General features: G+C 67.6%; 29 protein-coding genes. 14 read left to right on the forward strand and 15 right to left on the reverse strand.

Annotated elements, in window-relative coordinates:
* Nucleotides 1-23 precede the first annotated feature (23 nt).
* From AC58D2_RS08405 to AC58D2_RS08415, 3 genes are read left to right on the forward strand one after another with little or no spacing between them, the layout of a single operon-like run.
* Complete coding sequence (locus tag AC58D2_RS08405; RefSeq protein ID WP_497389194.1) at nucleotides 24-497, forward strand: hypothetical protein; 474 nt, start codon at nucleotides 24-26, stop codon at nucleotides 495-497.
* Nucleotides 498-526: 29 nt separating this feature from the next.
* Nucleotides 527-1,489: a bifunctional diaminohydroxyphosphoribosylaminopyrimidine deaminase/5-amino-6-(5-phosphoribosylamino)uracil reductase RibD gene (ribD, locus tag AC58D2_RS08410; protein ID WP_497389325.1), complete on the forward strand. Its 963-nt coding sequence runs from the start codon at nucleotides 527-529 to the stop codon at nucleotides 1,487-1,489.
* Nucleotides 1,490-1,496: 7 nt separating this feature from the next.
* Nucleotides 1,497-2,126 (forward strand): riboflavin synthase, encoded by a 630-nt coding sequence (locus tag AC58D2_RS08415; protein WP_497389196.1) that lies wholly within the window; start codon nucleotides 1,497-1,499, stop codon nucleotides 2,124-2,126.
* A 230-nt stretch (nucleotides 2,127-2,356) separates the two neighbouring features.
* Here AC58D2_RS08415 and AC58D2_RS08420 read toward each other — a convergent pair whose 3' ends face one another.
* From AC58D2_RS08420 to AC58D2_RS08445, 6 genes are all read right to left on the reverse strand, one after another.
* A complete protein-coding gene (locus AC58D2_RS08420; protein ID WP_497389198.1) occupies nucleotides 2,357-2,830 on the reverse strand; it encodes an MmcB family DNA repair protein in 474 nt (157 codons plus the stop codon).
* Between the two features lie 26 nt (nucleotides 2,831-2,856).
* Complete coding sequence (ssb, locus tag AC58D2_RS08425) at nucleotides 2,857-3,399, reverse strand: single-stranded DNA-binding protein (RefSeq protein WP_497389200.1); 543 nt, start codon at nucleotides 3,397-3,399, stop codon at nucleotides 2,857-2,859.
* A 32-nt stretch (nucleotides 3,400-3,431) separates the two neighbouring features.
* On the reverse strand, nucleotides 3,432-5,303 hold the full coding sequence (gene feoB, locus AC58D2_RS08430) for a ferrous iron transporter B (protein ID WP_497389202.1): 1,872 nt from the start codon (nucleotides 5,301-5,303) through the stop codon (nucleotides 3,432-3,434).
* On the reverse strand, nucleotides 5,300-5,557 hold the full coding sequence (locus AC58D2_RS08435; RefSeq protein WP_497389204.1) for a FeoA family protein: 258 nt from the start codon (nucleotides 5,555-5,557) through the stop codon (nucleotides 5,300-5,302). Before AC58D2_RS08435 ends, feoB begins: the two co-directional genes overlap by 4 nt.
* A gap of 77 nt (nucleotides 5,558-5,634) precedes the next feature.
* Nucleotides 5,635-6,300 (reverse strand): COQ9 family protein, encoded by a 666-nt coding sequence (locus AC58D2_RS08440; protein ID WP_497389206.1) that lies wholly within the window; start codon nucleotides 6,298-6,300, stop codon nucleotides 5,635-5,637.
* Between the two features lie 5 nt (nucleotides 6,301-6,305).
* The gene (locus AC58D2_RS08445) at nucleotides 6,306-7,217 is read right to left on the reverse strand and encodes a DMT family transporter (RefSeq protein ID WP_497389208.1); all 912 of its coding nucleotides are present in this window, start codon (nucleotides 7,215-7,217) and stop codon (nucleotides 6,306-6,308) included.
* Nucleotides 7,218-7,334: 117 nt separating this feature from the next.
* Between AC58D2_RS08445 and AC58D2_RS08450 the strand changes: the two genes are divergently transcribed.
* A complete protein-coding gene (locus AC58D2_RS08450) occupies nucleotides 7,335-8,420 on the forward strand; it encodes an alkene reductase (RefSeq protein ID WP_497389210.1) in 1,086 nt (361 codons plus the stop codon).
* A gap of 156 nt (nucleotides 8,421-8,576) precedes the next feature.
* On the opposite strand, the gene AC58D2_RS08455 is transcribed toward AC58D2_RS08450, so the two are convergent.
* The 4 genes from AC58D2_RS08455 to AC58D2_RS08470 are packed head-to-tail and all read right to left on the reverse strand — an operon-like array spanning nucleotide 8,577 to nucleotide 11,595.
* Nucleotides 8,577-9,227: a hypothetical protein gene (locus tag AC58D2_RS08455; RefSeq protein WP_497389212.1), complete on the reverse strand. Its 651-nt coding sequence runs from the start codon at nucleotides 9,225-9,227 to the stop codon at nucleotides 8,577-8,579.
* Nucleotides 9,220-9,645 (reverse strand): 6,7-dimethyl-8-ribityllumazine synthase, encoded by a 426-nt coding sequence (gene ribH / locus AC58D2_RS08460; protein ID WP_497389214.1) that lies wholly within the window; start codon nucleotides 9,643-9,645, stop codon nucleotides 9,220-9,222. The genes AC58D2_RS08455 and ribH overlap by 8 nt, the downstream gene beginning before the upstream one ends.
* The gene (gene ribB, locus AC58D2_RS08465) at nucleotides 9,645-10,919 is read right to left on the reverse strand and encodes a 3,4-dihydroxy-2-butanone-4-phosphate synthase (protein ID WP_497389216.1); all 1,275 of its coding nucleotides are present in this window, start codon (nucleotides 10,917-10,919) and stop codon (nucleotides 9,645-9,647) included. The genes ribH and ribB overlap by 1 nt, the downstream gene beginning before the upstream one ends.
* Before the next feature lie 55 nt (nucleotides 10,920-10,974).
* Nucleotides 10,975-11,595 carry an ankyrin repeat domain-containing protein gene (locus AC58D2_RS08470; RefSeq protein ID WP_497389218.1) on the reverse strand — a complete coding sequence of 207 codons (621 nt, stop codon included), beginning with the start codon at nucleotides 11,593-11,595 and terminating at the stop codon, nucleotides 10,975-10,977.
* An 83-nt stretch (nucleotides 11,596-11,678) separates the two neighbouring features.
* Between AC58D2_RS08470 and AC58D2_RS08475 the strand changes: the two genes are divergently transcribed.
* From AC58D2_RS08475 to AC58D2_RS08485, 3 genes are read left to right on the forward strand one after another with little or no spacing between them, the layout of a single operon-like run.
* The gene (locus tag AC58D2_RS08475; RefSeq protein WP_497389220.1) at nucleotides 11,679-12,323 is read left to right on the forward strand and encodes an SCO family protein; all 645 of its coding nucleotides are present in this window, start codon (nucleotides 11,679-11,681) and stop codon (nucleotides 12,321-12,323) included.
* Nucleotides 12,311-12,754, forward strand: coding sequence for a YcgN family cysteine cluster protein (locus tag AC58D2_RS08480; RefSeq protein WP_497389222.1), 444 nt, complete (start codon nucleotides 12,311-12,313; stop codon nucleotides 12,752-12,754). The genes AC58D2_RS08475 and AC58D2_RS08480 overlap by 13 nt, the downstream gene beginning before the upstream one ends.
* Nucleotides 12,735-13,463: a M48 family metallopeptidase gene (locus AC58D2_RS08485; RefSeq protein WP_497389224.1), complete on the forward strand. Its 729-nt coding sequence runs from the start codon at nucleotides 12,735-12,737 to the stop codon at nucleotides 13,461-13,463. The genes AC58D2_RS08480 and AC58D2_RS08485 overlap by 20 nt, the downstream gene beginning before the upstream one ends.
* Before the next feature lie 9 nt (nucleotides 13,464-13,472).
* Here the strand turns inward: AC58D2_RS08485 and AC58D2_RS08490 are convergent, their stop codons facing one another.
* Both AC58D2_RS08490 and msrB read right to left on the reverse strand, forming a co-directional pair.
* Nucleotides 13,473-15,668: a transglycosylase domain-containing protein gene (locus AC58D2_RS08490; RefSeq protein ID WP_497389226.1), complete on the reverse strand. Its 2,196-nt coding sequence runs from the start codon at nucleotides 15,666-15,668 to the stop codon at nucleotides 13,473-13,475.
* Nucleotides 15,669-15,727: 59 nt separating this feature from the next.
* Nucleotides 15,728-16,135 (reverse strand): peptide-methionine (R)-S-oxide reductase MsrB, encoded by a 408-nt coding sequence (gene msrB / locus AC58D2_RS08495; RefSeq protein ID WP_497389228.1) that lies wholly within the window; start codon nucleotides 16,133-16,135, stop codon nucleotides 15,728-15,730.
* 149 nt (nucleotides 16,136-16,284) lie between these two features.
* Between msrB and AC58D2_RS08500 the strand changes: the two genes are divergently transcribed.
* From AC58D2_RS08500 to AC58D2_RS08520, 5 genes are all read left to right on the forward strand, one after another.
* A complete protein-coding gene (locus AC58D2_RS08500; RefSeq protein ID WP_497389230.1) occupies nucleotides 16,285-16,803 on the forward strand; it encodes a DUF4402 domain-containing protein in 519 nt (172 codons plus the stop codon).
* A gap of 115 nt (nucleotides 16,804-16,918) precedes the next feature.
* A complete protein-coding gene (locus tag AC58D2_RS08505) occupies nucleotides 16,919-17,311 on the forward strand; it encodes a GFA family protein (protein WP_497389232.1) in 393 nt (130 codons plus the stop codon).
* Between the two features lie 94 nt (nucleotides 17,312-17,405).
* On the forward strand, nucleotides 17,406-18,644 hold the full coding sequence (locus AC58D2_RS08510; RefSeq protein WP_497389234.1) for a mechanosensitive ion channel family protein: 1,239 nt from the start codon (nucleotides 17,406-17,408) through the stop codon (nucleotides 18,642-18,644).
* A gap of 42 nt (nucleotides 18,645-18,686) precedes the next feature.
* Nucleotides 18,687-19,148, forward strand: a complete 462-nt coding sequence (locus tag AC58D2_RS08515) for a GNAT family N-acetyltransferase (protein WP_497389236.1) — start codon at nucleotides 18,687-18,689, stop codon at nucleotides 19,146-19,148.
* Between the two features lie 52 nt (nucleotides 19,149-19,200).
* Nucleotides 19,201-20,169 carry a magnesium and cobalt transport protein CorA gene (locus AC58D2_RS08520; RefSeq protein ID WP_497389238.1) on the forward strand — a complete coding sequence of 323 codons (969 nt, stop codon included), beginning with the start codon at nucleotides 19,201-19,203 and terminating at the stop codon, nucleotides 20,167-20,169.
* On the opposite strand, the gene AC58D2_RS08525 is transcribed toward AC58D2_RS08520, so the two are convergent.
* The gene (locus tag AC58D2_RS08525) at nucleotides 20,166-21,662 is read right to left on the reverse strand and encodes a GGDEF domain-containing protein (RefSeq protein WP_497389240.1); all 1,497 of its coding nucleotides are present in this window, start codon (nucleotides 21,660-21,662) and stop codon (nucleotides 20,166-20,168) included. The two genes, AC58D2_RS08520 and AC58D2_RS08525, sit on opposite strands and share 4 nt — an antisense overlap.
* Nucleotides 21,663-21,719: 57 nt before the next feature.
* The gene (locus AC58D2_RS08530; protein WP_497389242.1) at nucleotides 21,720-22,403 is read right to left on the reverse strand and encodes a YggS family pyridoxal phosphate-dependent enzyme; all 684 of its coding nucleotides are present in this window, start codon (nucleotides 22,401-22,403) and stop codon (nucleotides 21,720-21,722) included.
* A 59-nt stretch (nucleotides 22,404-22,462) separates the two neighbouring features.
* Here AC58D2_RS08530 and AC58D2_RS08535 point away from each other — a divergent pair, with 59 nt between their 5' ends.
* Nucleotides 22,463-23,083, forward strand: coding sequence for a thiamine phosphate synthase (locus tag AC58D2_RS08535; RefSeq protein ID WP_497389244.1), 621 nt, complete (start codon nucleotides 22,463-22,465; stop codon nucleotides 23,081-23,083).
* On the opposite strand, the gene AC58D2_RS08540 is transcribed toward AC58D2_RS08535, so the two are convergent.
* Nucleotides 23,068-23,784, reverse strand: a complete 717-nt coding sequence (locus tag AC58D2_RS08540) for a hypothetical protein (protein ID WP_497389246.1) — start codon at nucleotides 23,782-23,784, stop codon at nucleotides 23,068-23,070. The genes AC58D2_RS08535 and AC58D2_RS08540 overlap by 16 nt on opposite strands.
* 317 nt (nucleotides 23,785-24,101) lie before the next feature.
* Between AC58D2_RS08540 and AC58D2_RS08545 the strand changes: the two genes are divergently transcribed.
* Nucleotides 24,102-24,563: a DUF3576 domain-containing protein gene (locus tag AC58D2_RS08545; protein ID WP_497389249.1), complete on the forward strand. Its 462-nt coding sequence runs from the start codon at nucleotides 24,102-24,104 to the stop codon at nucleotides 24,561-24,563.
* The last annotated feature ends 27 nt before the right edge of the window (nucleotides 24,564-24,590 follow it).

Genomic DNA, 24,590 nt, shown 5'->3' on the forward strand with positions numbered 1-24,590 from the left:
GTCCAATCGCGTAAATCGGTCGAATGGGAATGTTCAATCATTGGGATGTCGGCGGAGGCGTCTCCGACTTTTGGGATTATGTGCGCCAGCCGCGCCCGCACCGCTGGACCAGCTGGGGCGTGGCCATTGCCTTTTCGCTCGTGCTTTTCTGGGGATTTTCCAAATATCTGATCCCCTATGAACGCCCCAAGCCGCAGATCATCTATTTCGAGAACTGGAAGGCGAATCGCAGCGAGGCGGACATTCGCGCCGACTGGATCGCCCGCGCCAGGGAAACGACGCGGGAGAACGCCAAGCGCCGCGCCGAATTCCAGAAGCTCGCCGACATGATGGGGGTCGAGTATGATTCGACCGAGGCCGACAAGGTGACGCGCGAAACGTTGGGCAAGGAGGCCGATACGATCGGCGCCAAGCCCGCGCCGCCCAAGCGCTCGACCCTCGCCGAGCGTGCGGCGCGAACCCCGCCGGCGCCCGCTGACGAGTCGCCGCAGCGCTGATGCGGCGACCACCCGCCGATGCCGACTGGATGGCCGCCGCCGTCGCGCTGGCGCGGCGCGGGCGCGGGCTGACGGCACCCAATCCCAATGTCGGCTGCATCATCGTGCAGCCTGCCCCCGCTAAGGCGGGGGGCCGGATCGTCGCGCGCGGCTGGACCCAGCCTGGCGGGCGTCCCCACGCCGAGGCGGTGGCGCTCGCCGCCGCCGGCGACGCCGCGCGTGGCGCCACGGTCTATGTCACGCTCGAACCCTGCGCCCATGCGAGCCCGCGCGGCCCGTGCTGCACCGACAGCCTGATCGGCGCGGGCGTCGCGCGCGTCGTCGTCGCGGTGCGGGACCCCGACGCGCGCACCGACGGCCGGGGTATCGCGCGGCTTCGCGACGCGGGGATCGCGGTCGATACCGGCGTGCTCGCAGACGCGGCCCGCGCGGCGATGGCGCCCTGGTGGACGCGCGCGATGCGCGAACGGCCCTTCACGACGCTGAAGCTCGCGACATCGCTCGACGGCTGCATCGCGATGGCCGACGGGTCGAGCCGCTGGATCACCGGCGACCGCGCCCGGGCGCACGCTCATCTCGAGCGCGCGCTGCACGAAGGCATCGTCGTGGGACGGGGTACCCTTGATGCCGACATGCCGCGGCTCGATGTGCGGCTCGCCGGCCTCGAACGACGCAGTCCACGGCGTTTCCTACTGACCCACGGCGCCGCGCCCGCCGGATGGACCGCCCTGCCCTCGCCGACCGCCGATCCGCGTGTCGATTCGCTGCTGGTCGAAGGCGGCGCGCAGGCCGCCGCCGCGTTCCTGGCCTCCGACCGCATCGACCGACTGCTCCTCTATCGCGCGCCGATCCTGGTCGGCCGCGGCCGCGCGGCGCTCGGCGATATCGGACTTGCGGACCTGGCGCGCGCGCACGGCCGCTGGCGCCTTGCCGATAGCCGGATGCTTGGCAGCGACCGGCTCGACGTCTACGAGCGCATCAGGAAGGATTGACTGCTTCATGTTCACCGGAATCGTTACCGACATCGGCACCGTCCGCGCGCGCGAGGATCGCGGCGACACGCGTCTGATCATCGGCACCGCCTATGACGTCGATACGATCGATCTCGGCGCCTCGATCGCCTGCTCGGGCGCGTGCCTGACGGTGGTCGACAAGGGCGTCGACGAGGGCAGCAACGGCCCCGCCGGCTGGTTCGCGGTCGATGTCAGCGCAGAGACGATCGCACGTACCGCGCCGGGGATGTGGGATGCGGGTCGCCGGCTCAATCTCGAACGCGCTCTGCGCGTCGGCGACGAACTTGGCGGGCATATCGTCACCGGGCATGTCGATGCGGTCGGGCGGATCGTCTCGGTCGATCCCGTCGGCGACAGCGTCAGGGTCACCGTCGAAGCGCCGGCGTCGCTGGCACCGCATATCGCGCCCAAGGGGTCGATCACGCTCGACGGCGTCTCGCTGACGGTCAACGACGTGACCGATCAGCCGGACGGGACCGCGCATTTCACCCTCAACATCATCCCGCACACCCAGGCGGTGACGACGCTCGACGAGGCGGCGGCGGGGCGTCCGGTGAATCTGGAGATCGACGTGCTCGCGCGCTATCTGGCGCGGATGCAGCAGGTGCGGGGATAATCGGTTTCACGCGAAGGCGCGAAGAAGAAAAAGCTCACACAAAGACGCAAAGAGGCAACGGCGATTGCGCGACGGCTTTTCGTCGCCGCCAGCGATTATGAGAAAGGTGCCTCGTGCGAGTCCTGCGCAAGGCGTCCGGACGAGCCGCCCTCTTTGTGTCTTTGTGTGAGATAATCGAAACCTCGACGCAGCGGCTCTTCTTCGCGCCTTTGCGCCTTTGCGTGGGATATTCAGATGCCCTCGCCCCATCCCGCCGCCAAATCGGGGTCGGCGGCGATCATCGACCGGCGCATCGCGAGGCGGCCGATCCGCAGCAACTCGGCCTTGCGGCGCGCGGGGGCGAGGTCGCAGCGCGCCGCTTCGCGCACCACTGCCGCGCCATAGCGGTCGGCGACGATCAGGCCCGAGGTTTCGGGGCGATAATCGGGCGTTTCGAGGATCGCGGGGTCGAGTCCCGCCGCGAGCGCCCAATAGAAATGGTCGCACCAGTCGCAATAGTCGGGCCATTTGCCGTCGCCGTGCAGGTCGGCGCGGCTGACCTTGATCTCGACGATCGTGATCCGCCCTTTGGCGTCGATCGCGGTCAGGTCGGTGCGCCGCCCGTTGGGCAACGTCACCTCGGGGATGGCGACGAGGCCGGCTTGCGCGAACAGGCGGCACACGCCGCGCGCGACGTCCGCGGCGGTCAGCAGGTCGCTCGCCATGCCCATGCCATCGGACTCTCATATCCTCAGAAGGGGACGTCGTCGTCCAGATCGTCGTCGAACGGCGGCCGGCCGCCACCGCCGCTTCCGCCGCCGCCCTGGTTCCAGCCGCCGCCCGAGCTTCCGCCCGAACCGCCGCCCTGATCCCAGCCGCCCGACGATCCGCCGCCCTGGTTCCAGCTGTCGCCGCCACGCGAGCCGCCACCGCCGCCGCCCGGCGCGCCGTCGAGCATGGTCAGATTGCCGCCCATGCCCGCGATGACGACTTCGGTCGTGTAGCGGTCGTTGCCGTCGCGATCCTGCCATTTACGGGTGCGCAGCGACCCCTCGATATAAACCTTGGAGCCCTTTTTCAGATAGCGCTCGACGACGCCGACCAGCCCGTCGCCGTTGATCACGACATTATGCCATTCGGTGCGCTCCTTGCGCTCGCCGGTCATGCGGTCCTTCCACTGTTCGGAGGTCGCGATGCGGATATTGGCGATGCGGCCGCCGTTCTGGAACGACTTGATTTCGGGATCGGCGCCCAGATTGCCGATCAGAATAACCTTGTTGACGCTGCCAGCCATTGCCGCTCCGCTCCGCTAGAAGATGTGGAGGATCAGCCTAGGCCAAAGGCGACGGCTGTCCAGTAGGTGATACCAGCAGCGGCATAGGCGAGCAGGAACAGATAGCCAACCATGAACATTGGCCATTTCCACCCGTTTGTTTCGCGCCGGGTGATCGCGATCGTCGAAATGCATTGCGGGGCGAAGACGAACCAGGCGAGGAAGGCGAGCGCGGTCGCGATGCTCCAGCGTCCTTGCAGCCGCTCGCTCAGCGACTGCGACATCGCCTCCTCGTCGTCGCCGGCGTCGATCGCATTCGCGGTCGCGAGCGCCGACACCGCGACCTCGCGCGCCGCCATCGCGGGGATCAGCGCGAGCGCGATGTCGTGGTTGAAGCCGATCGGCTTCACGACGACCTCGAGCCCGCTCGCGATCCGGCCCGCGATGCTGTAATCGACCTGGCGCATGGCGCTGTCCGCCGGCGCCTTGGGAAAGCTGAGCAGCAGCCACAGGATCACCGTAGTCATCGCGATGATCGTCCCCGCGCGGCGCAGGAAGATCCACGCGCGCTGCCACAATCCGATCGCGATGTCGCGCAGCCGCGGCATCTGATACCGCGGCATCTCCATCATGAAGCTCGCCGAATTGCCGCGCGCGAGCGTGCGCCGCAGGACGAAGGCGACGATCAGTGCGCCGACGATTCCCGACACATAGAGGCCGAACAGGACGAGTCCCTGCAAGCCGACGGGCGATCCGCCGACCGCGCGATCGGGGATGAAGGCGGCGATGATCAGCGCATAGACGGGCAACCGCGCCGAACAGGTCATCAGCGGCGCGATCAATATCGTCGTCAGCCGGTCCTTGGCGTCGGGAATCGCGCGCGTCGCCATGATCCCCGGCACCGCGCAGGCAAAGCTCGACAGGAGCGGAATGAAGCCGCGCCCCGACAGGCCGACCTTCGCCATCAGCCCGTCCATCAGGAAAGCGGCGCGCGTCATATAGCCAGAGGCTTCGAGCAGCAGGATGAAGAGGAAGAGGATCAGGATCTGTGGCAGGAAGACGACGACTGCGCCGACGCCGGCGAGCAGCCCCTCGACGATCAGGCCGCGCAGGACAGTGTCGGGCATCGCGCCGACGACCCATTGCTGGAGCACGCCGATTCCGGCCTCCAGCGCATCGGCGGGCGGCGCCGCCCAGGCATAGACCGCCTGGAACATCACGAACATCAGCGCGAGCAGGATCAGGAAACCCGCGACCGGATGCAGGAACAGGGCGTCGACGCGCTGGGTCCAGCGGCGCACCGGGGTTTCGGACAGCGTGGCGGCGCGCGCGATCGCCCGCGCGCGCTGGTGCAGCGCGACGTCGGTGGGCGGCGGCGCAGCGTGGGTATGGGTTTCGAGCTGGTGGGTCAGTATCTCGCGGTCGACCGCCGCCAGCACCGCGTCGAGGCCGCGCCGTCGCACCGCGACGGTGGCGACGACCGGAACGCCAAGCTCTTCGGCCAGCCGGTCGGGATCGAGCACCAGCCCGTCGCGTTCGGCCAGGTCGACCATGTTGAGCGCGACCACCGTCGGCAGCCCGAGCGCGATCAATTCCAGTGCGAAGCACAGGTGATTGTCCAGGTTGGCGGCGTCCACCACGACGATCAGCGCGTCGGGACGCGTCTGCCCTTCCTGTCGCCCCAGCACGACGTCGCGGGTCACCGCCTCGTCGGGGCTCGACGGGGTCAGGCTGTAGCTGCCGGGCAGGTCGATCAGCGCCAGCGGCCGCCCGTCGGCGAAGCTCGCGTGACCCGCCTTGCGCTCCACCGTGACGCCGGGATAGTTGGCGATCTTCTGCCGTGCGCCGGTCAGCGCATTGAACAGGCTCGATTTCCCGGCGTTGGGATTGCCGGCAAGCGCGATCGTGGGAATGGCGCTGGTCATGCTGCGGCCGCGATCGCTTCCACCTCGATCGCGGCGGCCTGCTTGCCGCGGATGATCACCTGCATGCGCCCGATGGCGAGCGCGAGCGGCTCGCGTGAAAACAGGCTGCCGCGGTGGAGCGGGGTCACCTCGACGCCTTCCATCAGGCCGAATTCGCGCAGGCGGCGGCCCTCGTCATGCGACAGGAGCTGCCAGTCGATGCGGGCGATGCGCACGGTCGTCCCGAGCGGCGCGGAATCAAGCTTCGCGATCATTTGCGAGCGATTATCAATAACAGCGAGCAAACGCCAGCCCTAGTTTTCCATCGTCGCGTACGGGTCCCTCGACCCGATCAGCGCCCCGGATAGCGCAGGCGGCCGACGAAACGCGCCAGGCTCGGGCGTTCGCTGCGGCGGGCGGCGCGGCGATGCTTCCAGCCTTCGAAGCGCATCACCGCGTCGATGCGCCGCGCGAGGAAGGCCCGCGTGTCGGCAAAGCCTTCGCTCTCGTCGTTCAGGAATACCGCCATCGTCGAGGCATAGACCGCACCGAGGATCGCGCGCTTGCTGTAATGATTATAATCGGTCGCGGTGTCGCCCGCGAGGCGCCACATCGCATCGGCGCTGCGCCAGCCGAGCTTTGCGGCGAACGGTATGTTGGTCGGCAGTGCGAGCAGCGCGAGCGCGCGGCGCAGCGATTCGCGATTCGGCGCGAGTAGGTCGAGCCGCGCTTCCACGAGCGTCGTGATGCGCTCGCGGATCTTCAGTGTCGCGAGCTTTTCGGCGGGCCAGCGCCCTTCCATTGCGGCGTCGACATCGGCGAACCAGGCGTCGACCATGCCGCGTGCAGCGTCGGGAAAGGCGAGGCGGGCGACATCGGGATCGACCCCGACACGCTGCGCCGCATCGACCAGCGCCGCGTCGCTGAACCCGTCGAAAGCGGCATTTTCGGCGATCAGCGGCGCGAGCGCGGCGCGAATCTCGTCGAGGGTCGGGTCGGCGGGCAGGATCGAGGCCATGCGTGTCAGATAGGCCGCGGACGGCGCGACGGCAACCGAATCAGCACCAGCGCCGCGCCGACCAGCATGCCGCCCATGATGTCGACCGGCCCCAGTCGCTCGTCGAACATCAGCCAGCCCGCGAGCGCGGCAAACGCCGGCTGGACGAGCAGGGTCAGCCCGACGACGAGCGACGAGAAGCGCGGCAACGCCCAGATCAGCAGCCCCTGCCCCATGATCTGACTGGTCAGCGCGAGGACAACGACGACGGTCCAGTCCTGCGGCCAGATCCGCTCGCCGAGCAGGAGCGCCGTGGCAAGCAGGATCGGGATTCCCGCAGGGACCGAAATCGCAAGCGCCGACCACGACCCCAGTTCCCCGCGCACCCGTTGCATCAACAGCACATAGCCGGTGTAGAGCGCGCCGCCGAGCAGGCAGAGCAGGTCGCCGGCCAGATAAGCGGGCGACAATTCATAGCTCTGGCCCATGAGAAGCCCGGCGCCGGCAAAGGCGAGCAGGATCGCCAGCGCCTGCCAACCGCGCGGCAGCTGGCGGGCAAGGGCGATGCCCCAGACCACGAGCAAGAGACTCGCGCAATTGCCGAACAGCGTCGCATTGGCCACCTTGGTCCGTATGATGCCAAGGTGCCAGGCGGCGAGATCGAGCGCGAAGAACGCCCCCGCCCCCGCGGCGACCAGGACGGCGCGACGCGATGGCAGTCGTCCGCCGGCCTCGCGCCAGCCGAGCAGTGCGATCACCGGCAGGGCGAGCGAGAGGCGCCAGAAGGCGGCCGCGACCGGCCCGGTGTCGACGAGTCGCACGAGCATCGCGCCGAGCGACAGGCAGATGTTGCCGCCGAGAAGCCCGGCGAAGGCGAACGCGCCGCCGCGCGGCGGCGGCGCCGCGCTGGTGTCGATGCTGTCGGTCTTGGCGGTCATTTAGATTTTCTTTTGCTACCGGCTATTGTTTCGTCTCGCGGGCGTCCATAGCTCGGTCGGCCCATAGCGGCGGCCCGCCGGACCGTCGCGACAAAATTGGAACAAGCCGGAGGATTTATGACCGCAACGCTTTTCGATCCGATCATGCTGGGCGCCATCGAGGCGCCGAACCGCATCGTCATGGCGCCGCTCACGCGTGGTCGTGCGGGACCGGGCTTCGTGCCGAACGAGCTCGCCACCCAATATTATCGCCAGCGCGCCGCCGCCGGGCTGATCATTTCGGAAGCGACCGGCATTTCGCAGGAAGGCCTGGGCTGGCCGTCGGCACCGGGGCTATGGAGCGAGGCGCAGGTCGAAGGCTGGAAGCCGGTGACCGACGCGGTTCACGAAGCAGGCGGGCGGATCGTCGCGCAGCTCTGGCACATGGGCCGGCTGGTCCATTCGGTGTTCAACGACGGCAAGCCGCCGGTGTCGGCCTCGGCGACGAAGGGCGAGGGCCGCGCGCACACGCCGGTCGGCCGCCTCGACCTCGAGGAAGCGCGGCCGCTGCGCCTCGATGAAATTCCGCGCGTGATCGCCGATTATGCGAAGGCGGCCGAGAATGCGAAGCGCGCCGGCTTCGACGGGGTGCAGCTTCACGGCGCGAACGGCTATCTGATCGACCAGTTCCTGCGCGACGGCACCAATTTGCGCGACGACGATTATGGCGGCCCGGTCGAGAATCGCATCCGCCTGCTCCGCGAAGTGACCGAAGCGTTGATCGGCATTTGGGGCGCCGACCGCGTCGGCGTGCGCCTGTCCCCCAACGGCGAGACGCAGGGGGTCGACGACAGCGCGCCCGAAAAGCTGTTCCCGGCCGCGGCGGCGGCGCTCGACAAGCTCGGCATCGCCTTCCTCGAGCTGCGCGAACCTGGCCCCGACGGCACGTTCGGGCGCACCGACGTGCCAAAGCAGTCCCCCTCGATCCGCACCGCGTTCAAGGGGCCGTTGATCCTCAACAGCGATTATGACGTCGCCAGGGCCGAAGCCGATCTGGCGAGCGGGCTTGCCGACGCGATCAGCTTCGGACGGCCGTTCATCGGCAATCCCGACCTTGTCGAGCGTATTCGGACCGGCGCCGAATGGGCCGCCGACAATCCGCAGACCTGGTATTCGCCGGGCCCCGAGGGCTATATCGACTATCCGGCGCTCGAAGCCGCCTGACCCGCGACGTCGTTCGCCGACCCTTGTGGGCTCCCGCGAAGGCGGGAGCCCATTTTCATATCGTTCGATCCGGGACCGGCCGCAGCGACGCAATCCTGAGCAGTCTACGCGAGCTCGGGATTGCCGCTTAGCGTCCTGACGCTAACGACCTCAGAGCTATTCGCGCGTCGCGAGCGCCTTGTCGATCAGGCTGGCGCCGATCGGCGCGATGATCTTGTCGGCAAAGCGAAGCACGACGAAGCCAAGCACGAAGACCAGCGGCAGCGCGACGAAGGCGGTCACGATCGCGATCGCGACGATCATGAAGAACAGGGCGATGAACCCGCCGCTGAATTCGGCCTGGCCACTGGGGCCGAGCTGGATCGTGCGCGGGCCCTTGGCGTCCCACCATCTGGCAGTTTTGATCGTCTTGCGGCCCGGGGTGGCGGGCGCGCGATCCGGGATGCGCGCGGGGGACGGTTGCGATTCGCGATCGCGCCGGCGCGGCTCGTCGCCCCAGGGCTTCTGGCCCCGTGCGGCTATAGTCCCGGCGATCCGCCGCTTCGCGGCGTCGGCATCGCGTTTCGCCGCGCGCACCGATGCCGGGGGCGCCGCGACCGTCTTTGGCGGCGGGGCCGGGACGACCAGCGTCTCGGACGCCGGCTCGGGCATGTCGGGGCGGACCGCCTCTTGGCCCATCCGCCGGTCGTAATCCGCCATGCGCTCCGCCGCGCTCGGCGGCGTGCGGCCACTTGTCCGGTCGATCACCACCAGCCGGCCGCCGCGTTCGACGACGGAAAATCGGCTGGGCGGTGGTCGGTCAAGCAACGCCGAACTGTTCCTTCAGGGCCAGCATCGCGAGCGCGGCCTTCGCCGCCTCGCCGCCCTTATCCTTGCGCGTCTTGTCGGCGCGCGCAAGCGCCTGTTCCTCATTCTCGACGGTCAAAATGCCGTTGCCGATCGCGAGCCCGTCGAGCGTCAGCGCCATGATGCCGCGCGCGCTCTCGTTCGACACGACCTCGAAATGATAGGTTTCGCCGCGTATGACGATGCCGAGCGCGACATAGGCGTCAAAGCGCCCAGTCTCGTGGCCCAGCGCGATCGCGGCGGGAACTTCCAGCGCGCCGGGCACGGTCACCGTCTCGTGGCTATGCCCGTCGGCTTCGAGCGCGCTGCGCACGCCGTCGAGTAGCATGTCGTTGAGGTCGCCGTAGAACCGTGCTTCGACGATCAGTATATGTGCCATCAGCCCTCTCCCGGAATAGCGCGTTCGCCCACGATCGACAGGCCATAGCCTTCGAGTCCGACGAGGTTGCTGTGCGTCGGCGTCAGCAGTTCCATCGCATGCACCCCAAGGTCGGCCAGAATCTGCGCCCCGATACCATAGGTGCGCAGGTCCATGCCGTCGGTGGGCGGCGCGATCGTATCGGCATCGGCCGAGCCGGGAAGCGGGCGCATCAACAGCACGATGACCCCCGCGCCGGCTTCGCCGATCGCTTCCATCGAGCGTTGCAAACGGCGCTTTTTCGGGCCGGGGCGGCCCATCAGATCGTTGAACAGCGATACCGGGTGCATTCGTACCAGCGTCACGCCGTCGGCATCGACGGTGCCCTTCTGAAGCACCAGATTGACGCTGCCGTCGATCGTGTTGCGATAGGATTTCAGTCGCCAGTCGCCGCCATAATCGGATTCGAAGGGCTCGTCGGACACGCATTCGACCAGCCGGTCGTTGCGGTGGCGATAGGCGATCAGGTCGGCGATCGTTCCGATCTTCATCCCGTGGCGGCGGGCGAAGGGAATGAGGTCGTCGAGGCGCGCCATCGTCCCGTCGTCGTTCATCACTTCGCAAATCACGCCCGAGGGGTTGAGGCCGGCCAGCCGCGCGATGTCGACCGCGGCTTCGGTGTGGCCCGCCCGGACCAGGACGCCGCCATCGACCGCGATCAGCGGAAAGACATGGCCGGGCGTCACGATATCGTCGCGGCCCTTCGAGGCGTCGATCGCGACCGAGACCGTCCGGGCGCGGTCCGCGGCGGAAATGCCGGTATCGACGCCTTCGCGGGCTTCGATCGAGGTGGTGAAGGCGGTGCCGTGACGCGTGCCATTGTTGCGGCTCATCAGCTCGAGGCCCAATTGCTCGACTCGCGGACGCGTCAGCGTCAGGCAGATCAGGCCCCGGCCGTGCGTCGCCATGAAGTTGATCGCATCGGGGGTCGCCATCTGCGCCGGGATGATCAGATCGCCTTCATTCTCGCGGTCCTCGTCGTCGACGAGGATGAACATGCGGCCGTTGCGGGCTTCGGCGATAATTTCCTCGGGGCTGGCCATCGGCGAAATGTCGCTGCCATGTGCGAGCCAATGTTCGAGCTTGCGGAGCGTTTCGGCGGTCGGGTTCCAACCCGGCGAATCGAGATCGCGCAGGCTGTTGGCGTGGAGGCCGGCGGCACGGGCAAGGCCCGAGCGCGACATCGCGCCGTCGTCGACGATGGCGCGGATTCGATCGATGAGCTGTGTAGACATGCCGCCAATATTCACACTATAGTGTGAGTGTCAATGGCGACATCACATTACAATATCATTTGGGTCCAAAAACCGCCCCCGCGTCGCGCAGCGGTGCATCGGCTTTCTCGTCGAGCAGCGCCGATAGCCGGCCGGAGCGATCGTTGCGCTTGGCATAGTCGCGCGCCGACAGGCCGGCGATATGGTCGGCCTTGTCGGGGTTGGCGCCGCTCCGCACGAGCAGGCGCACCACCGCTGGATTGTTGACCTGCACCGCCAGGATCAGGGCGGTCTCGCCGCGCCGGTTCGTCTGGTCGACCGGGGCGCCATGATCGATCAATTCGGCGGCGCCATCGGTAAAGCCGAGCATGGAGGCGTGCATCAGCGGGGTCATGCCCTGCCGGTCGGCGATCGAGGGGTCGGCATCCTTGCCGAGGAGGAAGCGCAGCCAGGTCGTGTCGCGGCGCTTGGCGACGATCATCAGCGCGGTTTCGCCGGTATCGGGATTGCGCGTGTTGACCAGGCTTGAATCATTCTTGTCGATCAGCTTGGTCGCCTCGTCGCCGTCGCGCTTTTCGACCGCCTGCAGGAAGCTGTAGCTGTCGCTGAACTGCGCGGCGACTGGCGTCGCGATCAGCGCGGCCGCTACCAGCGCGGCGGACAGGGAAGCGAGTCGAAACTCGGCGCGGCGAAACATGATGGCGAACCCCCGGGACAGATGCGTCGCGGCTGCGACGACAAAGGTTGATTTTCGCAGTCTAGCCGATCAAGGCTGGACCAATGATGAATAGGCTGATTATGGGCCCGAAGGCCGTTCGTTCAAGTCTTGTCCTCGCCGCGGCGCTGGCCTTGGCGGCGTGCGGCGGCACGGCGCCGTCGGGCGGGGGCGAACCCCCGCTCGCGGGCGCGCGCATCGGCGGTCCGTTTACCCTCACCGACCAGAACGGCCGCACGGTCCGCGATAGCGACTTCGCGGGGCAATATCGCATCGTCTATTTCGGTTACAGCTTCTGTCCCGATATCTGTCCGGTCGACCTGCAAAAGCTGATGCGCGGCCTGTCGCTGTTCGAAAAGGCGTCGCCGAAACTGGGCGCAAAGGTCCAGCCGCTCTTCATCAGCATCGACCCCGCGCGCGACACGCCCGACGCGCTGAAGCCTTTCGTCGGCCGCTATCATCCGCGCCTGCTCGGCCTGACCGGGACGCCCGAACAGATCGCGGCGGTCGCGAAGGAATATGCGGTGGTGTATAACAAGGTCGAGGGCTCCGCGCCCGACCGCTATCTGATGGCCCATACCCAGATCGCCTTTCTGATGGATCCGGACGGCAAGCCGATGGCGATGCTGCCGCTCGACGATCCGTCGACCGACGTCGACGAAGGTGCGCCCGACAAGGTCGCGGCCGAGCTTGCGAAATGGGTGAAATAGGGACGCGCCCCTTTTGGGAAGCCCCGCTCGACAGCCTCGATGCCGGCGAGTGGGAGGCGCTGTGCGACGGCTGCGGCAAATGCTGCCTGCACAAGCTGGAGGATGAAGATACGGGCCGGATCTATCCGACCAACGTCGCGTGCCGCCTGCTCGACCTCTCGACCGCGCGATGCGGCGATTATCGGCACCGCCGCCGCCACGTCCCGGATTGCCTGACGCTGACGAAGGCGAAGGTCGCCGATATCGAATGGTTGCCGCAAAGTTGCGCCTATCGCCTGCGGGCCGAGGGGCGGCCGCTGCCCGACTGGCATTATCTGGTCTGCGGCGATCGCGATGCCGTCCACCGGGCCGGCGAATCGATCGTCGGCTGGACGGTCGGCGAGGATATTGCCGGCCCGCTCGAGAACCATCTTGTTCGGCGCATCGTCTGACCGCGCGGCCGATCCGCCGCAGATCTGGATCGGTGACGATGCCTGGCCCGTGCGACTGGTGCACCATGCACGCGCGCGGCGGTATCGCCTGGTCTTCGACGCCGCGCGGTCGGAACTCAGGCTGACGCTGCCGCGGCGCGGTAACAGTGCAAAGGCGCTCAAATGGGCGGCCGCGCAGCAGGATTGGCTCGCCGCGCAACTGGACAAGGCCGTGCTGCCGGTGCTCGTCGGGGCGGGGAGCGAGCTGCCGCTGCGCGGGCTCGTCCATCGCATCGACTGGAACCCGGCGCGTCCGCGCGCGGTGCGCGCCGAAGGCGATATGTTGCTGCTCGGGGGGCCGGCCGACACCGTCGGGCGCCGTATAGAGCGGTGGCTGAAGGCCGAAGCGCTCGCGCTGATGGCGTGCGAAAGCCGCGAGATCGCCGCGCGCGCGGGGCTCGCGGTCGGGCGTGTCGGCGTCGGCGACCCGCGCAGCCGCTGGGGAAGTTGCACCGCGACGGGCGACTTGCGCTATAGCTGGCGGCTGATCTTGGCTCCCGACCATGTCCGCCGCGCAACCGTCGCGCACGAAGTCGCCCACCTGCGGCACATGGATCATGGCCCGGCCTTCCATGCTCTCGTCGACGAACTGCACGACGGCGATGTCGGCGCGGCGCGGGCGTGGCTGCGCCGCGAAGGGCGCGGACTGCACCGCTATCGATTCGGCTAGGCCGTCGGCTCAACCACCCGGCGGCACGGCGGGATCGCGTGGCGGTACCGCTCTGGGCGCCGACGGGGCGCCGTTCTTCGGCGGCGCAGACGGCAGGGGGACGCGGATTTGCGGTGCGGTCCCGCGCGGCGGCGCCGCGTCGGGCTGCGGTGCGCGTCGTCCGGTCTGTTCCTCGATCCACTGCTGGTTGAGCACCGGCCCGTCCTCGACGGGGGGAGGCGGCGCGACGTCGCCGCCTTCGGGGGCGGGCTGGGCGCTCGGCAATTCGATCGGCATGCCGTTCTCGTCGACGAGGCCGCCGTCTTCGGGCGCGCCATAATAGGCGTCGTCGTCCTCTTCGAGCTGCCATTCGGGCAACACGACCTCGGTATCGAAATGCTCGACCGGCCGCCGCGCGACGGCGACCCGCATGAAATCGGCAAAGGCGCGCGCCGGGGCATGGCCGCCGTACAGGCCCCCGACCGGCTTCGCATCGTCGCGGCCCATCCACACGCCGGTGGTGATTCCGCTCGAAAAGCCCAGGAACCACCCGTCCTTGTTGCTCGACGTCGTGCCGGTCTTGCCCGCGACGGGGCGGCCGATCTGCGCGGCGCGTCCGGTGCCGGTGTTCACGGCAGTCTGGAGCAGGTCGGTGATGCCCGCCGCGACCCAATTGTCGACCAGAACCTGCCCGCGGTCGGCCTCGTGCTGATAGAGCAGGCGGCCGTCGGCGGTCGTGACCTTGGTGATCCCATAGGGGTGTACCGACACGCCCTTGCGCGCGACTGCGGCAAAGGCGGCGGTCATGTCGATCACGCGCACCTCGGCGCTGCCGAGCACCATCGACGGGTGGGTGTTGATCGGGGTGGTGATGCCAAAGCGCCGCGCCATGTTCGCGACCGACGAAAAGCCGATGTCGTCGCCCAGCTTCGCGGCGATCGTGTTCACCGAATAGGCAAAGGCGGTGCGCAGGCTCATCGCGCCGGCAAAACGACCGGACGAGTTGCGCGGGCTCCAGCCGTTGATCGTCACCGGCTCGTCGACCACCTGATCGTCGACCTTATACCCTGCCTCCAGCGCCGCCATATAGACGAACAATTTCCACGCCGACCCCGGCTGCCGGACGGCCTGCGTCGCGCGGTTATAGTTGGACGCGACATAATCGGTGCCGCCGACCATCGCGCGCACCGCGCCGTTGCGGTCGAGCGCGACCAGCGCGCCTTGCGCGCCGCCCGGAACGTCGGCCTGGATCGCCGCGGTCGCGGCGCGCTGCATGCCGAGGTCGATCGTCGTATAGACGTCGAGTGGTTCGTTGCCTTCGTCGATCAGCATGTCGAGCTGCGGCAGCGCCCAGTCGGTGAAATAGCGCGCGCTGTTCTGTCCGGTTTCGGAGGCAAGCTCGACGTCGGCGGGCTTGGCGCTGTCGGCCTGCGACCGGGTGATGAACCCCGCGTCGACCATCGTGTTCAACACCACCCCGGCGCGGCCGAGCGCCGCCTGCGCGTCGGCGGTCGGCGAATAGCGCGACGGGGCCTTGACCAGCCCCGCGACGACCGCCGCTTCGGACAGCGACATGTCGGTCGCGCTATGCCCGAAGAAGCGGCGCGAAGCCGCGTCGATGCCATAGCTGCCGCCGCCGAAATAGACCTTGTTCAGGTAAAGCTCGAGGATCTCGTCCTTCGAAAATTTCCATTCGAGCGCGAGCGCCAGCACCGCCTCGCGCAGCTTGCGCGACCAGGTATAGCTGTTCGACAGAAAGACGTTGCGCGCGAGCTGCTGGGTGATCGTCGACGCGCCCTGCATGCGCCGCCCGGTGCCATAATGTTCGACCGCAAAGATCGCCGCGCGCGTCATGCCCACCGGATCGACGCCGGGGTGATAGCGAAAGCGCCGGTCCTCGACCGCGATCATCGCATCCTGCATGACCTCCGGCGTCTCGCGCAGCGTCAGCCAGCGTCCGTAATTGGGGCCGAGCGACAGGAAGATCGTGCCGTCGGCGGCGTGGATGCGGATCGTCTGGCCCGCTGGTGATTTCTTGAGCGCCTCGAAGCTCGGGATGCGCTGTACCGCAATGCCGACCGCGACCGCGAGCGCGACCGCGCCGGTCAGTGCGAGCCCGAGCCCCCAGCGGAGCAGGCGGCGCAGCCACAACCGCACGCGCGATGGTTCGCTCCCGCCCTTTTTGCCCGATGACGATTTACCCGAAGATGCCTGCTTACGGGGCAAAGCCCAAATTCCTTCTCTCGCTCTGCCCCGGTGCTGGTCGGCCCCCGAAAGGCCGAGGATCAGCCTTCGTTCGTGTCCGCCTCTTCCCGTCCGCGCTCGGCGAAGTCAAGCGCCGCGCTGTTGATGCAATAGCGCAGCCCCTCCGGGCCGGGGCCATCGGGAAAGACATGGCCAAGGTGGCCTTCGCATTTCGCGCAGCGCACTTCGGTGCGGATCATCCCGTGACTCGCATCGCGATACTCGCTGACCGCAGCGCCGCTCGCGGGCGCGGTATAGCTGGGCCAGCCCGAACCGCTGTCATATTTGGTCCGGCTGTCGAACAGGGGCGCGCCGCATCCGGCGCAGCGGTACATGCCGTCGCCCTTGTGATCGGTATATTTGCCGGTGAACGCGCGCTCGGTCCCGCCTTCGCGCAGCACGTGAAAGGCCATCGGGTCGAGGGCCGCATCGCTCTTGGGGTCGGTCATGGCGGTGGTCTCCTTGCCGGGGCCGGGCTGATGCGCGGCCGTTCGTGCCTGCAATATCGTCACCGCGCCGGTGCATCGCAAGGGGGCGCCCCTTCTTCGCCCCTGTCCGCTTTACGCGCGATTAACCATGCAGGGGCTAGGATGAAAGCGTGACCCTGCGGCTGCCTCTTGCCCTGTTCCTGGCCGCTGCGGCGCCTTCGGGCGCCGGGGCGCAATGCCTGTTGTGCGCGACGGATGGCGATGGCATCACCGCCGCCCGAGCGAGCGAACGCGAAACCCCGCTGCATGTCGAAATCGAGACGCAACTCGATTTCAGCCGCATGGCGGTCGGTGCGATGGGGGGCGAAGTGGCGCTCGACCCGGCGACCGGCGCGCGGCGCCTCAGCGGGCAGGTCGTCGATCTGGGCGGCTATGCGGTCAGCGGGGTGGTCACGGTCCGCGGGGCGCCAGGCGCCGAATTGCGCGTCTTCCTGCCGGCTACGGTCGACCTCGAAAGCGGCAGCGGCGGACGTGCCAGGGTGACAGGGCTCGTTACCGATCTTGCAGGAGTCCCCCGGCTCGGCCCCGACGGCCGGCTACGTTTCCGCTTCGGCGGACGGCTTCGGGTCGATGGGCACGACGACGGGGATTATCGCGGCCGGATTCCGGTAACCGTCGAATATCAATAGGCGCGGCGCCACGCGCGCGCCTGTATCGGTCATTGGCACGCCCGCCGCTTCGCGGCACAATGGGGCGCATGAATCCACCCTTGTTCGATGTCGGCAGCACCGAAAGGAACCGGACATGCAGAGATACGGCGGCGGTTGCCAATGCCGCGACGTGCGGTTCGAGGCGCGGGGGACACCCTATCGTGTCGGGCTCTGCCATTGCCTCGACTGCCGCAAGCATCATGGCGCGCTCTTTCACGCCTCGGCGATCTTCCCCGCGGATGCGGTGACGATCACGGGCGAAACGCATTCCTATCAGGGACGGCATTTCTGCCCGCGCTGCGGCTCGTCGCTGTTCGGGCGCAGCGATGACGAGGTCGAGGTGAATCTCGGCGCGCTCGATGCCCCCGATCGATTTATCCCCACCTATGAAAGCTGGACCGTCCGCCGGGAAGGCTGGTTGCCGCCCTTCCCGCTTTCGCGGCATTATACGGGCGATCGCGAGGGGCAGGGGCGCTCCGAACCATAGCGGCAATTTGACATCGGGGGCGCCCGTTGCCACCTAGCGCCCGTTGCCGATAGCCAAGAGGAGACAGGCCCGCGCCGCGCGCGGGAACGCCGCCATGCGCCAGATCACGACCCAAAGCCTCGATCTCGCCGATGCGATTCCCTTTCTCGGCCATTTGCCGCCGTGGGCCGAAACCTTGCTCGGGCTCGCGCTGCTCGGCACGGCGTCGTGGATCGCCAATTTCATCGTCAAGCATATCGTGCTGCGCATCGTCACGCGCTGGCTGCCGCACGACGACCTGACTCCGCTGCCGGTCGCGTCGCGGCTCGCCAATATCGTGCCGGCGCTGATCATCTCGTCGGGGATCGTCCTTGTTCCCAATCTGCCGCCGGCGGTCGTCACGCTGGTCAGCAATGTCGTCGCGGCGTCGATCATCCTGTTCGTGGCGATGGCGATCAGCAAGGCGCTCGGTCTCGGCAACGAAATCTACGAGCATCGCCCCGACGCGGCGAGCCGCCCGATCAAGGGTTATATCCAGCTGTTGAAGATCGTCCTCTATGCGGGCGCGGCGATCCTGATCGTTGCGGCGCTGATGGACCAGTCGCCGCTGCTGCTGCTTTCGGGGCTGGGTGCGATGGCGGCGGTGCTGTTGCTGGTGTTCAAGGACACGATCCTATCGCTCGTCGCCTCGGTCCAGCTCACCTCGAACGACATGATCCGCGTCGGCGACTGGATCGAAATGCCCGCCCTCGGCGCCGATGGCGACGTGATCGACATCGCGCTCCACACGATCAAGGTGCAGAATTGGGACAAGACCATCAGCACCATCCCGACCCACCGGCTGATCTCGGAAAGTTTCAAGAACTGGCGCGGCATGTCCGAATCGGGCGGACGGCGGATCAAGCGTTCGCTGTTTCTCGACCAGAACGGCGTTCGCTTCCTCACCGCCGAAGAAAAGCAGAAACTGCGCCGCTTCCAGCTTCTCGACGCCTATCTCGGCCGCAAGCAGGAAGAACTCGGCGAATGGAATGCGGCGCTCGAAAAGGCGGGGCGCGATCCGATCAACGAGCGGAATGTGACCAATATCGGGACCTTCCGCGCCTATATGGTCGAATATCTGCGCGCGCATGCGCAGGTCGCGCAAGGCATGACGTTGATGGTGCGCCAGCTCGACCCGACTCCCCAGGGCCTGCCGATCGAAATCTATTGCTTCACGAGCACCACCGCTTGGACCGCCTATGAGGATATTCAGTCGGATCTTTTCGACCATATGCTCGCGATCCTGCCCGAATTCGGCCTGCGCCCCTTCCAGCAGCCCAGCGGGCTCGACCTTCAGCGCGCCTTTGCGGCCTGATCGGTCGTCGACAGGCGACGCGCGAGCGCGTAGCGCTCGGCGATGATCGACGCACTCCATATCCGACCGCCGGTGCAGGGCGATTTCGATCGCTGGCTGCCGCTGTGGCAGGGCTATAACGAGTTTTATGGCCGGAGCGGTACCACCGCGCTCCCATCCGACGTCACATCGGCGACATGGGTGCGCTTTTTCGATCCCGACCAGCCGGTGCACGCGCTCGTCGCGGAGTCCGGCGACGAACTCGTCGGACTCGTCCATTATCTCTATCACCGCAGCACGACCTCGATCGCCGACGTCTGTTATCTGCAGGACCTGTTTACCGCCGAAAGTGCGCGCGGCCGCGGCATCGCGTCGACCCTGATTGCGCGGGTGGCAGAGGAGGCGCGCCTCGCCGGCGCGGCGCGCGTCTATTGGCAGACGCACGAAACCAATCACACCGCGCGCCGCCTTTATGACGCGATTGCCGAACGCTCGGGTTTCCTCGTCTATCGGATGACGCTCTAGCGCGGCGTATCGCGCGCGCCTATGCTCGCGCAAAACCAACAGGATGCCGCCGATGCCGATCATGGCCGCCCGCCTCTACGACCAGGGAAAGCTCGTCCGCGACCTCGGCCCCGACGAAGCGATTCCCGCCGACTGCGGCGCCGGCGAATTTTTCTGGCTCGGCCTCTACGAACCCACCGAGGGGGAACTGGAGCGCGTCGCGCAGCGCTTCGGCCTTCACCCGCTCGCGGTCGAGGACGCGCTGAAAGCGAACCAGCTTCCCAAGGCCGAGGTCTATGGCGACCAGCTGTTCGTGATCGCGCGCACCGCCAATCTCGACGGCGACACGATCCAGCCGGGCGAGACCGCCTTTTTCGTCGGGCGTCATTTCGTCGTATCGGTCCGCCACGGCTCGGCGCGCGGCCATGCCGACGTGCGCGCCCGGCTGGAGGCGAGCCCCGCGCTGCTCGGCCACGGGCCGGATTATGTGCTCCACGCGATCCTCGACTTCATCGTCGACGGCTATTTCCCGGTGATCGACGCGATCGAGGACAAGATGCTGGTGGTCGAGGACAGCGTGATGGACACGCCGCTCGATGCCGGAGCGATCCGCCACCTTTACGCCCAGCGGCACGAAATCATCCGGTTTCAGCGGCTCGTCGGGCTGATGAAGGATGTCACCTACAAACTCGCGACGACGCCGTTGCCGTGCATCGACGATCCGGTGCGGCCGTTCTTCCGCGACATCTGGGACCATGTGCAGCGCGCCGAATTCCGCCTGTCGGGGCTGCGGGACATTGCCGCCGGGGTGGTCGAAACCAACGGCCTGCTCGAACAGCAACGCCAGGGCATGATCACGCGCCAGCTCGCGGCCTGGGCGGCGATCCTGGCGGTGCCGACGGCGATCGCGGGGATCTATGGCATGAATTTCCGCTTCATGCCCGAACTCGGCTGGCGCCTGGGCTACCCGCTGGCGCTCGGTCTGATGGCCGGCGTCTGCGCGCTGCTTTACTGGCGCTTCAAGCGGATCGGCTGGCTTTAACTCGCGACATAGAGCTGCGACCGGTTGCGCCCCGCTTGCTTCGCGTCATAGAGCGCCGCGTCGGCGGCGGCTATCAGCGCGGCCTCGTCGCCCTGATCGCCGATATGGTCGATATGCGCGATTCCGATGCTGACGGTGACGCACCCGCCCGGCGCCGGCGAGGGAAGCCCCAGCTTCGCAACCGCGGTCCGCATCCGTTCGGCGATCGCGATCGCGCTGGTCAGATCGGTCGCGGGCAGGATCGCGGCGAATTCCTCCCCGCCATAGCGCGCCACAACGTCGGTCGTGCGCATCGCGTTGTCCGCCAGTGCCTGTGCGACGGCGCAAAGGCGCTGATCGCCCACCGGATGGCCGAAATGATCGTTGAGCAGCTTGAAATGATCGACGTCGATCATCAACAGTCCGACGCCTTCGCCGGTACGCCGCGTGCGCGCGCACTCGCGCTCCAGGCTGCGATCGAACTGGCGCCGGTTGGCGAGCCCGGTCAGCGCGTCGATCAGCAGCATCGTCTGCAACTCGTCGCGCAAATGCTGGCCGTGAAGCTGGACGATGATGCTGCGCAGCCCATAGCCGAGAATCGCTGCGCCGCACCCTGCGATCGCAAGTCCCGGATGCCGGTCGACAAGCGTCGCCGCGACCACCAGCAGCGTCGCGGGAAGCATCAGCGACCCACCGCTCCGCACCACGCGCTCGAACAGGTCGCCGCGCTGCACGCGGCTCTCGCCTCCCGTCCCGCCATGCAGCGCCATCCAGGCGAGCAACAGGAAGGGCAGCGGCACGACCAGATCGGGCCAGGCGCCATAGTCGGCATCGGCCTGCATATGATTGAAATAGGCCGCCATCACCATATAGGCGAAGGCGTACAGGGTCAGGGCGCGGAAAAATCCGCGTTCAGCCGGGCTGGTGGCGGCGATCAGGCGTATCACCGCAAAGACGGCGATGAACAGATTTTCGATGTCGAACATCAGCCGCAGGTTGAGAAAGCCTTCGTCGCTCGCACCTTCCATCGTCGCAAAGGCGAAACTGTGGCGGAAGAAGAGATAGCCAAGCGCCAGCGCGAGCGCGGCATCGACGAGGCGCGCGGACCATATTTCGCGCCTTGTACTCGCCGTGGCAAAGATAATCGGCACGCCATAGAGGACGAACAGCAGCATGCTCAGGCTCGCGGTCCCGGTCACGCCATAATCGAGCATCGAGGCGATCAGATTTCCCGCCATCCCGCCGGCCCATAGCAGCATCGCCAGCGTCAGCGCCCACCACGCCCCCGCATAGGCGCCCAGCCGTGCCCGAACGAGGCAGGCACCGCCCGCTATCAGCGGTGCAGCGGTCATGGCGAGGATCGACAAGGTCCACGCATGCTGCGGCACGAAGTCGATCATGAGGGCATGCGCCGCGACGAAACATGCGGCGAGAAACCAGCCGGCGCGGCGCGCTCTGGCGTCTCGTTTCTCGGTTCCTGCCTCTACCCGCTCCGCCATCTTGTGCATTGCCATCGCCTGATTGCCCCTGATCGCACGGCGAGGTTAGCAAATGATGAGGAGCGCGTCCCGCTATCGAGGCGCGGGGCCGCCTCCGCTTCGCGCCCCGAACAGCGCGGTGCCGACGCGGACATGGGTCGCGCCCAGCATCACCGCGGTCTCGAAATCGCCGCTCATTCCCATCGAACGCAGCGGCAGGCCGTGGCGCTCGGCCAGTTCGTCGAGCAGCGCGAAATAGGGGGCGGGTTCGGTGTCGGCGGGCGGGATCGCCATCAATCCTTCGATCGTCAGTCCCGCATCCGTCGCTTCGGCCAGCAGGGCGGGAAGCTCGGCGACGGCACAGCCGCCCTTCTGCTCCTCGTCGCCGACATTGACCTGCACGAACAGGCGCGGTTGCCGCCCCGCCTTTTCGCATGCCCGGGCCAGCGCCTTGACCAGCGACGAGCGATCGACCGAATGGATGACGTCGAACAGGACGACCGCGTCGTCGGCCTTGTTCGATTGCAGCTGGCCGATCAGGTGCAGGACGATGTCGGGCGTTTCCTCGCGCAGTTCGGGCCATTTCGCCGCCGCTTCCTGAACGCGATTTTCGCCGAAATGCCGCTGTCCGGCGGCGATCAGCGGCTTGATGGCTTCGGCATCGTGGGTTTTCGACACCGCGATCAGGCAGATGTCGTCGGCGCGCCGCTGCGCCCGCTTCGCCGCGCGGGCGATCGCTTCCCTGACTTCGGCCAACCGCTCTGCCGCTTCGCTCATCTCGCCTCCTGTCCGGCGCGTCCGTTGCGCGCGCTCCGCTGGCGCCTATAGAAAGGGCGATGGATCGATTCCACCCCCTCTCGGTGCCGCGGCATTGGCTTTTCAGCGACGAGCGCGCGCCGCCGCCGGTCGAACGGCTCGCGGCGCTGCTGCCGCCCGGCAGCGGCATTGTGCTGCGCCACGATCGCCTCGCGCCCGCGGCGCGCTGGCGTCTGTGCCGCCGGATCGCACGGATCGCCGCAGCGCGTGGCCTTGTGCTGCTGCTCGCCGACACGCCCGACATCGCCCGGCGCTGGGGCGCCGACGGGGCGCATCTGCGCCAGTCGCTCGGGCGCCGTGCGGGCCAGGCGCGCGCGCTCGGCCTGCCCTTCGCCATGCCCGTCCACGATGCGGCCGAGGCCCGGCGCGCGCGTCGGCTCGGCGCGCCGATTGTCTTCGTCTCGCCCCTGCATCCGACGCGGTCGCACCCCGGCGCGCCGGCACTCGCCACCGCTGCATGGCTGCGCCTCGCGCGGCGGGCGGGGGGGTATCCCGTTGCGCTTGGCGGCATGACCGTCCGGCGCGCGCGCGCGCTGCGGCGGGCGTCAAAGGGCAGCGGCCTCAGCCCTGGCTGGGCGGCGATCGATGCGTGGGGGGAAGAAGCGGCGGCGAAACGGCGCCGGCGTCAGAAGCGGAACTGAGTCCCGACGTAAACAGCCTGGCTGTCCTTGCGCGAATCGGTCAGCGGTTCGAGCCGGTCGTCGGCTTTGTATCGCACGCCCGCGGTGACATCGATGTTGCGGGTGATGCGATAGCTGCTCATCACGTCGACCGACGGGGCATTGCCCGGTGCGGTGATGCGATCGGTCGCGCCGGCCGGGTCGCCGGGATGATTGATCATCCGCGTCGCAAAGCGCGATTTCTTTTCTTCCTGCTCGGGCGCCTTGGCGACGGGCAGGTTGCGCAGGTCGGTGCCGCGCGGAAGTTGCGGCGTCACGAATTTCTCGAAGCCCACCGACGCGCCAAGGTCATAAGCGATCGGTGCGATCGCGACCGGGGCGGTGCGGCCCTTCGCCAGCGCGGCGGTGCGCGCGGCGCTCGAGGCCATATCCTCGCGCTTGCGGATAACGACGGTGATCGCGCGATTCTTGCGCGCCTCTTCGGTTACCGCAGGGGTGAAGCTGAAATTGCGGCGCGCTTCTTCGGATACCTTGCCATAGCGCGCGATCAGGCGCGGGTCGCCCGAAGCGGGGGTGAACTGGCCCAGCAAGGTTTCGGAAAGCGTCAGGTCGCGAACGGCGTCGCCGCGGGTCATCGCCGCGAGCGCCGGAGGCAGGGCGAGCGACATCGCCGCCAGAACGACGATGCTTCCCTTCCAAAAATGTCGCGGCGTACGCGCCATGATTCTGCGACTCCAACCCCAGTCCCTCGTCAGATAGGCGCTCTCGTCGGATAATTCCAGTGATTCGGTCCCTGCTGCCTCGAAGGGTCGAGATTTGGCGCGCATTGTTGCGCAATAATCACAGTTTGCGCGCGGATCGGCCGACATTTTATTCGCCGGGCCTTGCCGGCTGGCGGACGAAACCGGCTGCCTGACTCGAGGCTGAACCGCGCCGGGCGGCGAATTGCCGCGCTTGCCGGGCGACGGCAAGCGCGATAGAGACGCTGCCAATTCTCAGCAATGCGGCCCGGTTGCGCGCCCAGAATAAGGTATTCGGAATGTCCCAGCTTCGCTTCCTCGTCCCGCTCGGTCGCCGTCCGGCCACGCTCGCGCTGCTTGGCGTTGCGGCGCTCGGCCTTTCGGCATGCGGCGGCAAGGAACGGCCAAAGGCGGACCTCGCCGCATCGCAGGTGACGACGATCGGCGTGAACAGCTACCTGTGGCGCGCGTCGCTCGATTCGCTCTCGTTCATGCCGCTGCTTCAGGCCGATTCGTCGGGCGGGGTCATCATCACCGACTGGTATGCGAACCCGCAGAACCCGAACGAGCGGATGAAGGTCACCGTGTCGATCCTCGACCAGGACCTTCGGGCGGACGCGCTGCGGGTTGCCGCATCGCGCCAGGTCGCGCAGGGCGGCACCTGGGTCGATGCGCCGGTCCAGGCGGCGACGGTGCAGAAGCTCGAGGAAATCATCCTCACCCGCGCCCGCGACCTGCGCCGCGGCGCGATCGAAGGTTAAGTCACTAGTCTCGTCATCCCGGCGAAA

Source organism: Sphingopyxis sp. CR5, from assembly GCF_059693785.1.